Here is a 14356-nt window from a genome sequence, read left to right on the forward strand (position 1 = left end):
ATTTTTGGATGGCTTTTGCTACTTATTGAAACTTTTCCAGTATTATTTTCTTAAAATGTATCGCTTCAGTATTTGTATCTTTACTCTACAGAAGCTGTATTGCTATCAAAAAAATCTAATGGACACAATTTTTATAAATGAAAAAGAAATTCTTGAACGCTATAAGTCGGTTCAGGCAAAAGCTCATAAAGGAACACAAGGGCATGCTTTGATTATTGGTGGAAGTTACGGAAAAATAGGGGCTATAGTCTTGGCATCTAAATCATGCTTGAAATCAGGATGCGGCTTAGTCACAGCTTTTATTCCAAAATGCGGTTATGAAATTCTTCAGACTTCATTTCCTGAGGCAATGGTTATGACTGATAGTACTGAAAAACATATAGCAGCAATTGAATTTGACCTAGAACCGGATGCCATCGCCATCGGCATGGGAATGGGACAAGAAAAAGAAACTCAAAAGGCTTTCCTTCAGTTTTTAAAAAGCAACAAGAAACCGCTGCTTATTGATGCTGACGGAATTAATATCATCTCAAAAAATCAAGAATGGTTTGATCATGTCCCAGAAAAAACAATCCTGACACCACATTTAAAAGAGCTCCAAAGATTACTAGGCGGCTGGGAATCCGAAGATGAGAAAATAGAAAAAGCCGTAGAATTTTCTCTATCTAAAAAGATAATTATTGTAGTAAAAGGGGCTCCAACAATGATTGTTGCAGGCCATACCGTTTATAAAAACGCAACAGGAAACCAAGCCTTGGCAACGGCAGGAAGCGGAGATACGCTTTCCGGAATTATTACAAGCTTTTTGGCTCAAGGCTATGAACCAGTTGACGCGGCAATTCTTGGCGTTTATATTCATGGATTGACGGCAGATATAGCTTCAAAAGTTATGGGCTATGAAGCTTTTATTGCTTCAGATATAATTGAAAATTTAGGAAAGGCTTTTCTATCTTTGAGGCCGTAACTATTTATGGAAAATGGAAAAACTATCAATACATACTGAAAAGCTGCATATTCGGAATCTTATGCAAGCAGACTTAAATGATTTTCATACGTATCGATCAAATCCTGAAGTCACCAAATACCAAGGTTTTGACGTGATGACGCTTTCAGAAGCATCAGAATTTATAGCAAGACAAGAAGATAAGTTATTTGGCAAGCCTGGCGAGTGGGTCCAATATGCTATCGAAAACAAAGAAACCGGCAGACTAGTCGGTGATTGCGCCATAAAACTAAATGGTTCTGACGAACGAATAGCCGAAGTAGGGATGACCATTTCTCACCTTCATCAGAAAAAAGGCTATGCAAAAGAAGCGTTTTCTGGGATAATGGATTTCCTTTTTGCAGGACATAACATCCATAGAATTGTAGAAACCGTCGATGCTGAAAATAGAGCTTCAATAAGCTTATTAGAAAGCCTTGGGTTTCGTCAAGAAGGTCATTTTATTGAAAATATTTTCTTCAAAGGAAGCTGGGGAAGCGAATTTCAATACGCTCTTTTACGAAGAGAATGGCTTGCCAGATAAAAGCTATTCTTTTATGATAATGACGGTCGCCTTAAAGCCTGTTGCCAGATTCCAACGATTAGCGGCTACAAGTTTTCCTTTGTCATCAAAGACATGAAACTCTGCTGTATTTGGACCGGATGTTCCTTGGTTGAGGGCTTCAAAATCAATTTTATTAAAACCAGGCTTTAATGGCAAATCCAATACTTGAAATTGAGAATACAAGGTAACTGAAGAGACGACTACGACATCGTTTACAGAAATCTTTATCATATCGCCATCAGGATATTCGTGGTCACGGAATTTTATGTTTACCAAATCTCCGTTATTTTTAAATTCTCCAAAAAACTGATTCCCTTTGACAGCCGATTGTGATTCACCGCCTTGCTTTTTATTAAGCTCTTTTTCGTATTTCTCTCCTGGATTTCCAAACTCTTCGCCGCCTTGTCCAAAGTTGACGCCTTTTGATTCTCCAACCTTATATTTATCAGATTTAGGTAATGATTTCGGAATTGTTACGCCATAATTAGGATCTACCGCAGGAACAGAAATAGTTGTATTGGTATTGGAAGACGGAATCGAAATCGACTTATTATAGTCAACCTGAGAATACATCTGGAAAGAAAAAAAGATTATAAATAGTAATGCAATAGATTTCATGGACTCTTTTTGATAGACAGTTTCTACAAAATTCATGCTAAAATTAAAAAACTTTTGAATTTTAATGACCTAATGGATAAAATAAAGGCGCAACTTATGAAATTTTAAAAGGTGAATCTAAATTTGTCTGCTGATTTTGGTTAATTTTAGCATTTGAGTTCCTTCTTATGTAGATTTAAAATTGTATTTTAGAGTGAAAAATTATTTTATCTTTTGTACTAATCAGATAAAATTTCAATAAAATTCATTCAAATCCTTTTAAATACTGCCTATGAGATTGTCCGTCGAACGTAAACCTATAAAAGTATATCCTGACTCTGGACGTGTCATCGCCCGATATTTTTTCAATGGTGAAGAGCGCGCTGTAGAGCTGATTAAAAAGATATTACAGTTAGATAACGAAACGGTTTTTGGGCTCATATCGCCTTTATTACAAGACTTTTCAAAAAGACACAGAAATATTACCAAAAAATTGCTCAAGCATTGTGATAAGGTCAAAGCTTATATAGAAAAAGCCGGAGGAAATTATGAAAAGCTTGATGAATATACAAAACTACTGGTAGGATCCTATTTTACTCATGAGTATTCTATTGAATCAGCCGCTTTCTTTAATCCGTCTATCGTTCCAGATCCTGACCAGAGCAATCTCGAAGAAGGTCAGCTTCGGGTATTAATAAGCTTTAGGGCAGTGGGAGAGGGGCATGTTTCTTCTGTAGTATTTCGTCGCGCCATGATTGACAAATTCAGCAATATCTCTGTAATTCCAGCAGGTAATTATATTGATGAGGCCGAAAAAATCCATAATATGGTGTATAACAAAAAACTTTTCCTGAAAAAAGCACAAGAGGCCGATATTAATAATGATTTTTTGAAAGATGTAGACGAAAAGCTTGGAGAACGTTTTGATTATGAGAGCTTGAAAAAAGTCGTTATTGAAGCGAAAGAAAAAACAAAAGAAGAAAAGATAATCACGCAGTATAATATGATTCTGGCATTGTCTGATAGCTATCGAAAAATCAGCTTTTCAAAAGATACAGACATCAGCGACAGGGTCATTTTCCCAATTTCTGACTTTGAAAGTAATGGAATTGAAGATGCTCGTTTTGTAAAATTTGAAAAAGAAAACGGAACAGTAATCTATTATTGCACCTATACTGCTTACGATGGGCATCATATAATGCCGAAATTGCTACAGACGTATGATTTTTATGATTTCAAGACCAGTCCGCTAAATGGATCGGGTGCAAAAAACAAAAATTTGGCGCTGTTTCCGAGGAAAATTAACGGCAAATATGCAATGCTTTCGCGCATTGACGGCTGGAATAATTATTTGATGTATTCTGACCATATTAATATCTGGGAAAATCCGATAAAAATACAAAGCCCTGAATATCCGTGGGAATTGGTACAAATAGGAAACTGCGGTTCTCCAATAGAAACCAAATACGGCTGGCTTATCATGACTCATGCCGTTGGGCCGATGCGTCGTTACTGTATTGGTGCGTCATTATTAGATATCAACAATCCAGAAAAAGAAATCGGCCGATTAAAAGAGCCTCTGATTATGCCAAATCCTGATGAACGAGAAGGTTATGTACCTAATGTAGTCTATTCTTGTGGTTCTATTATACATAATAATGACCTGATAATTCCTTATGGCTTATCAGACCATAGTTCCGGATTTGCCACCGTAAATTTAGACTTGTTACTCGAAAGGCTTGTTAGTGGAGGCTGATACATATTTCTTATGAAAACAAAAAGTTTCTATGTAAAATTGTTTTTATTGATTGTTCCCATTATCATCCTTGCTAGCGTTCCTTTTATTGAAGGAAATACTAATAGTATCGGCGGCGGCGGATATGATTTAACAGATTTATTTTACGGCATATATATTTTAATTGCGATAATCGCCTGGATATTTTTTATGATTATTCATTCTTTAGTTTTTAGAAAAAAGTCTGACGTTGTTGCAGAAAATTCAAAACTAATAGTCACTGGTATTGTGGTATTTATCATAGCTTGCTTAATTCTTTTTAATACATGGATTAAATGATAATTTGGATATGGAAAATTATTTGATTGTTCGTACATCTAACAGCAAACGATGTTTGGTTTTTATCAATAAGATTACGCACATACTCGAAGATGAAAACGGCAAAGCGATTATATACTTTGGAACAGAGAAAGTATATTGTTCAGAAAGTTATAGCGAAATTATGCATAAAATCACGCTTTAAAAACCGTATATAATTTGAATTATAATTTATATTATGTAAAATAAGAAATTGCGTAAAATAGCCTACTACTTAGTTTCTAAATCAAGAATATATTCAGGCTAACTATAATCATCTATATTTGCACTGCTAAAAACTTATTATGGAATACTTATTTATACTCTTGGTCATATTTCTTTTATTCTATGTTCCAAAATATTTTAGGAAGCGCAAATAATTATTCATGCAGTCGCAATCTGTTTTTTAAATCTTGAATTTCGTCTTGAAGTTCTTGCTGTTTCTGTAGCAGATTTAAAATTACGTCAATTCCTTCTGGATTTATATGCAACTCATAATACAATTGCCTGCAGCGATCTAAATCATGCAACTTTTCAGTATCTAAGAATTTCTCATTATTTCTATTCTCAAATTGAATGATTCCCATTTCATCAAGAATGTCAATAAATGTGGTCTCGATTTTATAATGGTTACAATAGTCTGATATGGTGATTCTTTCTATTTTCATTTTCTTCAGCTTAAAGTTTTGACAATTCGGTAAAGGCTTCTTTTTGTTTTTCCGACAGATTTGTAGGTATTTTTATGTCATACGATATAATCAAATCTCCAAAAGAACCTTCTTTCTTATAAACCGCTATCCCTTTATTCTTTAATCGAACCTTGGTTCCGTTCTGCGTTTCAGGCGGTACCTTTAATTTTACTTTGCCATCCATCGTTTCTACTGTAATCTCGCCTCCCAAAATTGCTGTAAAAATATCTAAGCTGACTGCTTTATAAAGATCATTATTAAGCCGCTTGAATTCAGCATCTTCTTCGATCCGAAACGTAATATACAAATCTCCAGCGGGACCATTGTTTGCTCCTGGTCCTCCATGCCCTTTCAATTTGATAACTTGGCCGTCGGCTATACCAGCAGGAACTGTGATCCTTAGATTTTTTCCGTTTACAGTAATGGTCTGTTTGTGCGTTTTGGTTATATCTCTCAGTTTTAAATGTAATTCTGCATTGTAATCCTGACCTTTAAATCCCATCTGTTGCCTGCTTCCACCTCGTTTCCCACCAAACATAGATTCGAAAAAATCAGAAAAATCAGCGCCTCCAAATGAGGCATCACCATAATCAGAGAACGAGCTTCCGCCATCTTGATATTGCGATTGCGACTGCCTTGCTTTTTCATATTCTTCAGCATGCTGCCAGTTTTCGCCATAAGCATCATATTTTTTTCTCTTTTCAGGATCGCTTAAAACCTCGTTGGCTTCATTAATCTGCTGGAACTTTTTATTAGCATCTGCATCGTTTGGATTCAAATCAGGATGGTATTTTCGCGCTAATTTTCGATACGCTTTTTTGATTTCGTCAATGCTTGCCTTTTTATCAATTTCCAATACGCTGTAATAGTCTATAAATGCCATAGTTATCAATTATTATGCTTCATAAATTTAAGAAATAATAAGCACTATCACAACATCGTTACATAAAAAAACACTGCCCTTTCGAACAGTGTTTCAAGCTAAATTAAGTATTGAAAAATCTATTTTACTTTTACAGGAATGTCCCAGTTTTCCCAGCTTAGGGTGACATTGTCCTTGTTGATTTTATAAGTAAGTTTTTCTGTCAGCGAAGCAGATTTTTTAGGAGTCACTTTTACTCTCAACTGCTCTTGCTTCGCATCCATTTTATAAGCGCCCCATTGTTTCCATTCTTTATTGAAAATGATTGTCGCCGCGTCTTTTTCAGGAATTACGAAAAAAGCATATTTTCCTGCTGGCAATTTTTTTCCTTCTATAGTAATTTCCTTATCTGTTTCAAATGTAGTAGCTTCATTCGCTCCGGCACGCCATACTTCGCCATATGGAACAAGTTCTCCCCAGATAGCTCTTCCTTTGACTGACGGGCTTCCGTAAGTAATCGTAATCGTAGCGCCGTTAATTTTTCCTGTCACTGTTTCAGCAGGACTCGCCTTTTTTTCTTGAGCATGTGCAAAAGCAGTCATGAATACTGCTACTAAAAATACTCCGATTTTTCTTTGTAATTTCATGGTCATTTTGTGTTGATTGTTAATTTGTTATGATTTTTGGTAAGTAAAGATACTTAAAGTAGTGTTTGTCTAATTTTCTATTATAATTCTTTTAAGAATTTTAACACAGAAAATAATATGTTTTTGGGCATAATAAAAACCTTCTCTCTATTTTTGCAAATAAAAAGGTAAGGAAATGTTCTATATTGTCTTAAGCATCATTTGTAGTGTTTCTGTCGGCGCCCTGCTTAAATTTTCAAAAAGATATTCTTTTGATATCGTACAGGTCATAGCCGTAAATTATCTTTTTGCGCTTTTCTTGTGTTATTTTACATTTAATCCAGATGTTTCAGCTATTGACAGTAGCTCCCCTTGGAAAATATACATTGGATTGGCTATTTTGCTGCCTTCTGTTTTTTTACTCCTGGCTGCTTCCATAAAGCATATCGGAATTGTCAAGACCGATATTGCACAGAGAATGTCATTATTCATACCCATCCTGGCAGCCTATTTTATCTTTAGAGAAGATTTTAGTAATCTGAAATTAATCGGTCTTGTCATCGGTTTTCCTGCCATATTTTTGACATTATCTAAAAAAAATAATGCAGATACTCAAGAAAATAAATGGATTTTTCCGGTATTAGTCTTGCTTGGTTTCGGAATTATTGACATCTTGTTCAAGCAAATTGCTTTGCAAAAAAACATTCCGTACACCACTTCCCTATTTGTAGTCTTTTGTGGTGCCTTGATTATAGCTTTATGCTGTTCGGTTTATTCCATTGCAATCAAAAAGAATAAAATACGCGTACAAAATTTAGTTATCGGTGCCTTTTTAGGAATACTAAACTTTGGCAATATTTTGTTTTATCTCAAGGCGCATAAGGAATTTGCTGAAAATCCTTCCACTGTTTTTGCAGCCATGAATTTAGGAGTGATCGTTTTGGGAAGCTTAGTCGGAATCATAGCTTTTAAAGAAAAAGTCTCCCTGAAAAACTACATCGGCATCATCCTAGCTTTGGCGTCAATAGTCTTCATAACGCTGTCGCAATTACAGGCATCGTAATTTGCGAATAATTGAAGTATTTTTAAACTTCTTTTATTGGAAAGAATCGGAATAAAGTTTATTTTTACTTATCATCTAGCTAACAAGATTTTATGAAAAACCCGATTGCGGAAAGGATTGTCGACTTTCTCAAGAATTATCCGCCTTTCAACAGCTTAAATTATCAAGAACTATTGCATATCGCTACAGAGGTACGCGTGCTTTATCTGGAAAAAAACAAGATTCTTTTTCAGATCGGCGATGTCTGCCATGATAGTTTTTATATTGTTGCCTCAGGCGCTATCGGACTTTCTGTCACTTCTGATGCGGAAGAAACTTTAATCGATAAATGTGACGAAGGTGATATTTTGGGCTTGCGTCCGTTTTTTGCAAAAAATAACTATCTCATGACGGCTAAAGCCCGTGAAGAAAGTATCGTTTATGCAATTCCGATTCATATTTTCCAGCCTTATGTGACGGCAAATCCTGATGTGCTGAGCTTTTTGCTAGAAAGCTTCGCCTCAAATACGAGAAATCCTTACGACAAGGAACACCGTGGTAAATTGATTTCTGAAAATATTATTTATAAGGAACAGCAGGCCGACATACAATATTTCCAATCCATTCATTATTCTAAAGAACCGATTACTGCTGCTCCAGAAGCAATTGTAAGAGATATTGCCCAAATGATGACTGATAAGATGATTGGCAGCGTCATTATCACAAGCGACGGTTTTCCAATAGGCATCGTAACGGACAAAGACTTGCGTTCTAAAATTGCTACAGGACATTTTCAGATCACGACGACAGCTTCTAAAATCATGACTTCGCCTGTAATTACAGTTCCAGAAGACCTTTCTTTGGCAGAAGCACAGTTGTACATGCTCAAATATAATGTCGATTACCTATGCGTGACAGAAGATGGTTCGGATCGATCTTCGGTTCGAGGAATCATATCAGAAAATGATTTGGTCGTGGCCCAAGCGAACAACCCAGGCGTATTGATTAAAGAGGTCAAGCGTGCTCAATCCGCTAAAGATTTGAAGCGTATCCGTGAAAAATTATCAGAACTGATACAGACTTCGATTACCAAAGACATTCCGCTTTCTCATATCATGAATATTTCCGGAGAGATTAACACGGCCATTACAAGACGCGCAATTGATCTTGCCATTTTGGAAATGGGCTCTCCTCCTGCCCGATTTGCGTGGCTGAGTATCGGAAGCCAAGGAAGAAAAGAACAGCTTTTATTGACAGACCAAGACAGCTTTCTAGTTTTTGAAGACGTTGCCCAAGATAAATACAGAGATGTAAAAGATTACTTTTTACGTCTGGCTAGAAGGACTACTTCTACTTTAGAAAAAGTAGGTTATTTCTTGAGTCCAGATGGTTCTGTAGCAAGCAATATGATGTGGTGTAAATCATTGACAGACTGGATAAAACAATATAACAATTGGATTAATACTCCAGGCGAAAATAGCGAAGCGATAAATAGTATTTTCTTTGATTATGAAATAGCTTTCGGAGAAACTTCTATCGAAGAAGCCATTACAGAAATCATCTTTAAAAACGTAAAAGGAAACAAGCTTTTCTTTGACTATTTAGGAAATGATGCCTTGAAAAAACCGCCACCACTAGGATTCTTCCGTCAGTTTTTAGTTGAAGAAGGAGGCGAAAATAAAGACACTTTTGATATCAAGACCAGGGCCTTAATGCCGCTGATTGATGCGGGCCGTCTGCTTATCTTGCAGCAGAATATAAAAGGAATTAATAACACCTACATGCGCTTCAAGCAATTGGCAATTGCCGATCCTAGAAACTCAGAGCTGTTTCTTAATTGTGCCGAGGCCTTTCTGACACTTTCCGAGTTCAGGACAGTAGAAGGTTTGAAAAATGACAGTTCAGGACAGTTTATAAATCTGGAAGAGCTTTCAAAAACTGATAAGGTAAAGCTGAAGAATTGTTTTATCCCTATAAAAGAAGTTCAAGAATTGATAAAGAGCCGATTCAAGCTCACCTATTTCTCATAATTATGCTGGATTGGTTAAAAATAAATAAAGATTACCCACAATTCTGGAAAGACTATCTCGGAAAATTTGAGAATAAGTCCAGAAGATTTGTGGCTTTCAGTACAGAAACCACAGGCTTGGATGTAGAAAAAGACGTTATCCTTTCTATCGGAGCTGTGGGAATTGAGAATAATTCTATAGTGGTCAAAGACAGTTTTGAGGCACTAATCTTTCAAGAAAAATTCAATCCCGAAGTAGCCATAAAAAACGGAATCTTAAAAGGCAGTCCTGAAGAAAAACATTCAGAAGCAGAAGCCATTGAAGCCTTTGTCAATTATTTAGGTAATGCTGTTTTGGTCGGACATCGCATTCATTTCGATATTGCGATAATCAACCAAGCTTTAGAAAAGCTGCATTGCGGAAAGCTTAAAAATGAAGCATTAGATGTAGAAGTCATGTTCCACAAATGGAAGCAATTGCCAGACGACAAGCAGTTTAGCTTAGATGAATTGAGTGCGTCGTTTAAGATTTCTAAAAGCGACAGGCATACGGCTTCTGGCGATGCTTTTATTATTTCACTATTATTTCAGAGATTAAAACAACGCTTAGGGCTATAATTTTTTTTAAATTTCTTCTATTTCATGAACTATATTTTGTGCCTTACTTTTGGCCAAATAGGTTATGTTTATAAGATTCAAATTGCTTCTTCCCTAATTTTAAAATTCGCAAATATTTTCCTCCTTCTGCTTTAATAAGTAACTTTGGCTTTTTCACGAGCCTAAATTTCCTCTAAAAACCAGAACTTATGCTTGAAATATCCACCGAAGAAAAACTCAAGGAACGCATCAAGGAGCTCAGCTGTCTTTATGACATCTCAAAGATGATAAGCGGCAACGTGACTTGTTCTGAAGCAATTTTAAAAGAGATTTGCAGTATCGTAAAGGTAGCTTGGAGGTTCAACGAAGCCAGTATTGTTGAATTAAATCTCAATGATTTTTATTTCTGCACATCAGAATTGCCAAAAGATTCTAATTTTCAAGCGAGTCCGGTTTTTATATTTGAAAAAGAATCGGGTTTTATAAAAGTGCATTATCCTTCAGAAAACACAACTTATTTTTTAGACGAAGAACAAAAGCTATTAGACAAAGTAGCGCTAGAAATAAGTGGTTTTGTTGAAAAAAATAGTATCAAAGAAAAAGAAAAACAACTTCAAAGAAGTGTCGAACGCATTGACCGTCTCTCTATTTTAGGAGAAATAACCGCAGGAATTGCTCACGAATTAAATACGCCATTAGGAAATATTCTTGGCTTTGCAGAATTGATCAATGAGCAAAACATAGACCGCCAGGTTTCACAAGATGTTTCAAAAATCATCAATGCCGCGATTTATTCAAGAGAAATTGTCAAAAAGCTAATGTTCTTTGCCTGTGAAATGCCTCAAAATATGGAAGTCGTTTCGATAAAACCAATCATTGTGGAAGCCTTGTCGCTGCTCGGTCCAAATTTCAGAAAGGCACATGTTTCCTATGAACTGATTTTTGACAATCCCGATTTAAAAGCACAGATTGATAATATCCAGCTTACTCAAGTGCTGTTTAATATCTTAATCAATTCGATTTATGTAGCTCCAAAAAACAGCCTGATAACTGTAAAAGTAATTTCGGATCCTGAAAATTTCTTTATTGAAATTGCCGACCAAGGTAGTGGTATTCCTGAAGAAATAAAATCCAAGATATTTGAGCCATTCTTTACCACAAAACCAATCGGTGAAGGTTCAGGCCTCGGATTAAGTGTTGTCCACGGAATTATCAAAAGCCACAAGGGCGATATCATTGCCATAGACAACCAGCCCACAGGCACTATTTTTCAAATAAGATTACCTTTAAATTCATAAAAATGCTGAAAAAAGAAAACATATTGATCGTTGATGATAATTATGATATGCTGGAATTATTGCAGCGTAATTTAAAGGCACAAAACTTTCATACGTATAAAGCTTCATCCGTTTTGGAAGCTATTGATATTCTCAAAGTGGTTCCTATTGATTTGCTGATTACCGATCTGCAAATGCCAGGTTTAAACGGAATCGAACTAATTAAATTTGCTCAAGAACATTTTCCTAAAATTCCCAAACTGGTTATAACAGGATTCCCATCTGTTGATACTGCTGTAAACTCAGTAAAATCGGGTGCCCTAGATTATTTGGTAAAACCATTTACGAGTGAAGAACTAAAAAAAGCAGTGCAAAATTCTTTTCAAGGAAAAATAAATACTAAAGCTAATTTTATTGCTTCTGATTCAGACAAAAAATTGACAAATTATGCAGGAATCGTCGGTGATTCTGAACAATTTGAAAACTTAGTCGATGTTATTGAACGTGTAAAAAACAACAAAGCGACCGTTCTCATCCAAGGGGAAAGCGGTACGGGAAAAGAACTGATTGCAAGGGCGATTCATTTCAAAGGCGCTTTTGCTTCTAATCCTTTTGTTGCTGTAAACTGTGGCGGTATTCCAGAAAACCTGATGGAATCGGAATTATTTGGCTATGAAAAAGGAGCTTTTACAGGCGCCAACGAAACCAAAATAGGTCTGTTTCAAGCTGCAAATGGAGGAACTATTTTCTTAGACGAAATCGGAACTGCACCATTGGCAGTACAGACAAGGCTTTTAAGGGTCTTGCAGGAAAAAGAAGTCACAATGATTGGATCTCAAAAAGCCCAAAAAATTGATGTAAGGATTATTTCTGCCACAAATAATGACCTTTACGGTATGGTTCAAAAAAGAAGTTTTCGTGAAGATTTATACTATCGATTAAATGTCGTTAGCATCGAGACAAAACCGCTACGGGAAAGAAAAAACGATATTTATCCTTTGATTACGATGTTCCTAAAAAAGTATGGCGCCGAATATGGAAAACCAAGCTGTACGATTTCAGATAAGGCCATCGAGATTTTAGTTCGTCATTCTTGGCCAGGAAATGTACGTGAATTGGAAAATATCGTCCAAAGAATGATTATTATGAGCGATTCAGAAATTGATGTTTCAGACATTCCAGACTATCTGAAATACCAGCATCCTACCGAAGGCGATTTCCTAAAAACATTAAAAGATATTGAAAAAGAGCATATCTTAAAAGTACTTCATGCTGTCGGCGATAACAAGACAAAAGCGGCAGAAATTCTTCAGATCGACAGAAAAACGTTACGTCAAAAACTGCTTTAAAATCGAGTAATTTTTACCCGATTGATTCTTTTCTCTCCAGCATTTTTTCGTTTTAATTACTAATATAGCATATAACAAACTGATTATCAATACATCTGTAAATTCATTTTTACAATGGCATGCAGTTTGTCAATAGCATGGCACAATAAAAACTGAATACAATTATCATGTCAAAAAAACTACAGGATTCTTCTTTAAGACATCCTCCTAATGTTGCGCTTCCTATTATCACTTGTACAGAGAATATTTTCAACGGCATCAAATCATGCGGTCTAGAATTTTTACAGCATCAGGTAAAAATTGGACTGTGTATCAACTGCGACAGAAATAATTACTGCATCTGGCAAGAAAACAAAAAAATATCCTGCGAACACTATCAATAAAATTATGATCACTATAAAAGAACCTGCGAAAAAAAGCATGTATGAAAATGTAATGGAACAGTTCAATAAGACGGCTGACATTATCAATCTGAATCCTGATATCAGGAAGATTTTATCCATAACAAATAATGAAATTATTATCCACTTTCCTGTAAAAATGGACAATGGGAAAGTTGAAGTTTTTACCGGATACAGAGTACAGCATAATAATGCCCTCGGTCCGTATAAAGGCGGCTTGAGATTCCACCCCACTATGGATGTGGATGATGCCAAAGCGCTGGCAATGTGGATGACTTGGAAAACTTCGTTGGCCGGATTGCCTTATGGAGGTGCCAAAGGCGGTATCCAGATCGATCCTAGAAATTATTCTCTTTCAGAATTAGAACGCATCACGCGCAGATTTACTTATGCTTTAGGAGAAAATATCGGGCCAGAATTAGACATTCCTGCCCCGGATGTAAATACAAACGAGCAGACGATGGCTTGGATTGCAGATACCTATATGTCTACGAAATCCCCGTCCGAAAGATCCAACAACAAACACGTCGTAACCGGAAAACCTGTGGGTTCTGGAGGCTTAGAAGGCCGCGACCGTGCTACAGGATTCGGTGTTTACCTGACTTTAAAGCTTTTCTTTGAAAACAAAAAGGAATCTTTGTCTGGAAAAAAATTCATCGTGCAAGGATTTGGAAATGTAGGATACTGGGTTTCCTACTTTTTAGAACAAGAAGGAGCTTTGCTTTTGGCCGTCCAAGATGCACATGCTACAATTATTAATGACGAAGGAATTTCTGTCCATGATTTATACGAACACTCTAAGCCCAGAAAAGGTTCCATCCAAGGCTTTTCAAGCGCAAAAGAAATGGATCCTAAAGATTTCTTCGGTTTGGATTGCGATTTCATAATTCCTGCCGCTTTAGGAAATCAAATTACAGGTGCCAATGCGTATGATATCAAGGCAAAAGTAATTGCTGAAGGTGCAAACGGACCAACAGATAACGAAGGAGAAAGAATCTTATTAGAAAATGGTGTCACAATCATTCCAGATATATTATGCAACTCTGGAGGCGTTATCGGAAGTTATTTCGAATGGCTTCAAAACCGTAACGGCGAATTGTGGCCTTTGGATGAAGTAATGGCCAAGATTGAAAAAAAGCTGACGGAAAGTTATAAAAAAGTACAAAATACCGTCAATACAAGCCATGTAGATTGGAGAACCGCAGCTTATATCTTGGCCATTTCTAGAATCGAAACCGCTTATGTGCAACGTGGCATTTTCCCTTAATA

General features: G+C 36.1%; 15 protein-coding genes. 11 read left to right on the forward strand and 4 right to left on the reverse strand.

Going from position 1 to position 14356, the window contains the following annotated elements; all coding sequences use genetic code 11:
• The first annotated feature begins 118 nt into the window (after positions 1-118).
• Positions 119-964 (forward strand): NAD(P)H-hydrate dehydratase, encoded by an 846-nt coding sequence (locus CLV94_RS13495; protein WP_121377027.1) that lies wholly within the window; start codon positions 119-121, stop codon positions 962-964.
• Positions 965-977: 13 nt separating this feature from the next.
• Complete coding sequence (locus CLV94_RS13500) at positions 978-1526, forward strand: GNAT family N-acetyltransferase (RefSeq protein WP_121377028.1); 549 nt, start codon at positions 978-980, stop codon at positions 1524-1526.
• A 3-nt stretch (positions 1527-1529) separates the two neighbouring features.
• Here CLV94_RS13500 and CLV94_RS13505 read toward each other — a convergent pair whose 3' ends face one another.
• Positions 1530-2165 (reverse strand): hypothetical protein, encoded by a 636-nt coding sequence (locus CLV94_RS13505; RefSeq protein ID WP_147406631.1) that lies wholly within the window; start codon positions 2163-2165, stop codon positions 1530-1532.
• A gap of 271 nt (positions 2166-2436) precedes the next feature.
• Between CLV94_RS13505 and CLV94_RS13510 the strand changes: the two genes are divergently transcribed.
• Both CLV94_RS13510 and CLV94_RS13515 read left to right on the forward strand, forming a co-directional pair.
• The gene (locus CLV94_RS13510) at positions 2437-3900 is read left to right on the forward strand and encodes a glycoside hydrolase family 130 protein (protein WP_121377030.1); all 1464 of its coding nucleotides are present in this window, start codon (positions 2437-2439) and stop codon (positions 3898-3900) included.
• A 12-nt stretch (positions 3901-3912) separates the two neighbouring features.
• The gene (locus CLV94_RS13515; RefSeq protein WP_121377031.1) at positions 3913-4218 is read left to right on the forward strand and encodes a hypothetical protein; all 306 of its coding nucleotides are present in this window, start codon (positions 3913-3915) and stop codon (positions 4216-4218) included.
• Between the two features lie 398 nt (positions 4219-4616).
• Here the strand turns inward: CLV94_RS13515 and CLV94_RS13520 are convergent, their stop codons facing one another.
• From CLV94_RS13520 to CLV94_RS13530, 3 genes are all read right to left on the reverse strand, one after another.
• A complete protein-coding gene (locus CLV94_RS13520) occupies positions 4617-4904 on the reverse strand; it encodes a chaperone modulator CbpM (protein ID WP_121377032.1) in 288 nt (95 codons plus the stop codon).
• Positions 4905-4914: 10 nt separating this feature from the next.
• Positions 4915-5808 carry a DnaJ C-terminal domain-containing protein gene (locus CLV94_RS13525; protein WP_121377033.1) on the reverse strand — a complete coding sequence of 298 codons (894 nt, stop codon included), beginning with the start codon at positions 5806-5808 and terminating at the stop codon, positions 4915-4917.
• A gap of 119 nt (positions 5809-5927) precedes the next feature.
• Positions 5928-6434 carry a DUF2911 domain-containing protein gene (locus CLV94_RS13530; protein ID WP_121377230.1) on the reverse strand — a complete coding sequence of 169 codons (507 nt, stop codon included), beginning with the start codon at positions 6432-6434 and terminating at the stop codon, positions 5928-5930.
• Between the two features lie 175 nt (positions 6435-6609).
• Here CLV94_RS13530 and CLV94_RS13535 point away from each other — a divergent pair, with 175 nt between their 5' ends.
• From CLV94_RS13535 to CLV94_RS13560, 7 genes are all read left to right on the forward strand, one after another.
• Positions 6610-7476, forward strand: coding sequence for an EamA family transporter (locus CLV94_RS13535; protein WP_121377034.1), 867 nt, complete (start codon positions 6610-6612; stop codon positions 7474-7476).
• A gap of 92 nt (positions 7477-7568) precedes the next feature.
• The gene (locus CLV94_RS13540) at positions 7569-9485 is read left to right on the forward strand and encodes a DUF294 nucleotidyltransferase-like domain-containing protein (RefSeq protein WP_121377035.1); all 1917 of its coding nucleotides are present in this window, start codon (positions 7569-7571) and stop codon (positions 9483-9485) included.
• 2 nt (positions 9486-9487) lie between these two features.
• Positions 9488-10081, forward strand: coding sequence for a 3'-5' exonuclease (locus CLV94_RS13545; RefSeq protein WP_121377036.1), 594 nt, complete (start codon positions 9488-9490; stop codon positions 10079-10081).
• A gap of 188 nt (positions 10082-10269) precedes the next feature.
• A complete protein-coding gene (locus tag CLV94_RS13550; protein WP_121377037.1) occupies positions 10270-11358 on the forward strand; it encodes a sensor histidine kinase in 1089 nt (362 codons plus the stop codon).
• Between the two features lie 2 nt (positions 11359-11360).
• Positions 11361-12686, forward strand: a complete 1326-nt coding sequence (locus tag CLV94_RS13555) for a sigma-54-dependent transcriptional regulator (protein WP_121377038.1) — start codon at positions 11361-11363, stop codon at positions 12684-12686.
• Between the two features lie 167 nt (positions 12687-12853).
• Positions 12854-13069, forward strand: coding sequence for a hypothetical protein (locus tag CLV94_RS16920; RefSeq protein WP_147406632.1), 216 nt, complete (start codon positions 12854-12856; stop codon positions 13067-13069).
• A gap of 4 nt (positions 13070-13073) precedes the next feature.
• The gene (locus CLV94_RS13560; RefSeq protein WP_121377231.1) at positions 13074-14354 is read left to right on the forward strand and encodes a Glu/Leu/Phe/Val family dehydrogenase; all 1281 of its coding nucleotides are present in this window, start codon (positions 13074-13076) and stop codon (positions 14352-14354) included.
• Positions 14355-14356: the final 2 nt, after the last annotated feature.

It is taken from the genome of Flavobacterium endophyticum, from assembly GCF_003634455.1.
Classification (GTDB): domain Bacteria; phylum Bacteroidota; class Bacteroidia; order Flavobacteriales; family Flavobacteriaceae; genus Flavobacterium; species Flavobacterium endophyticum.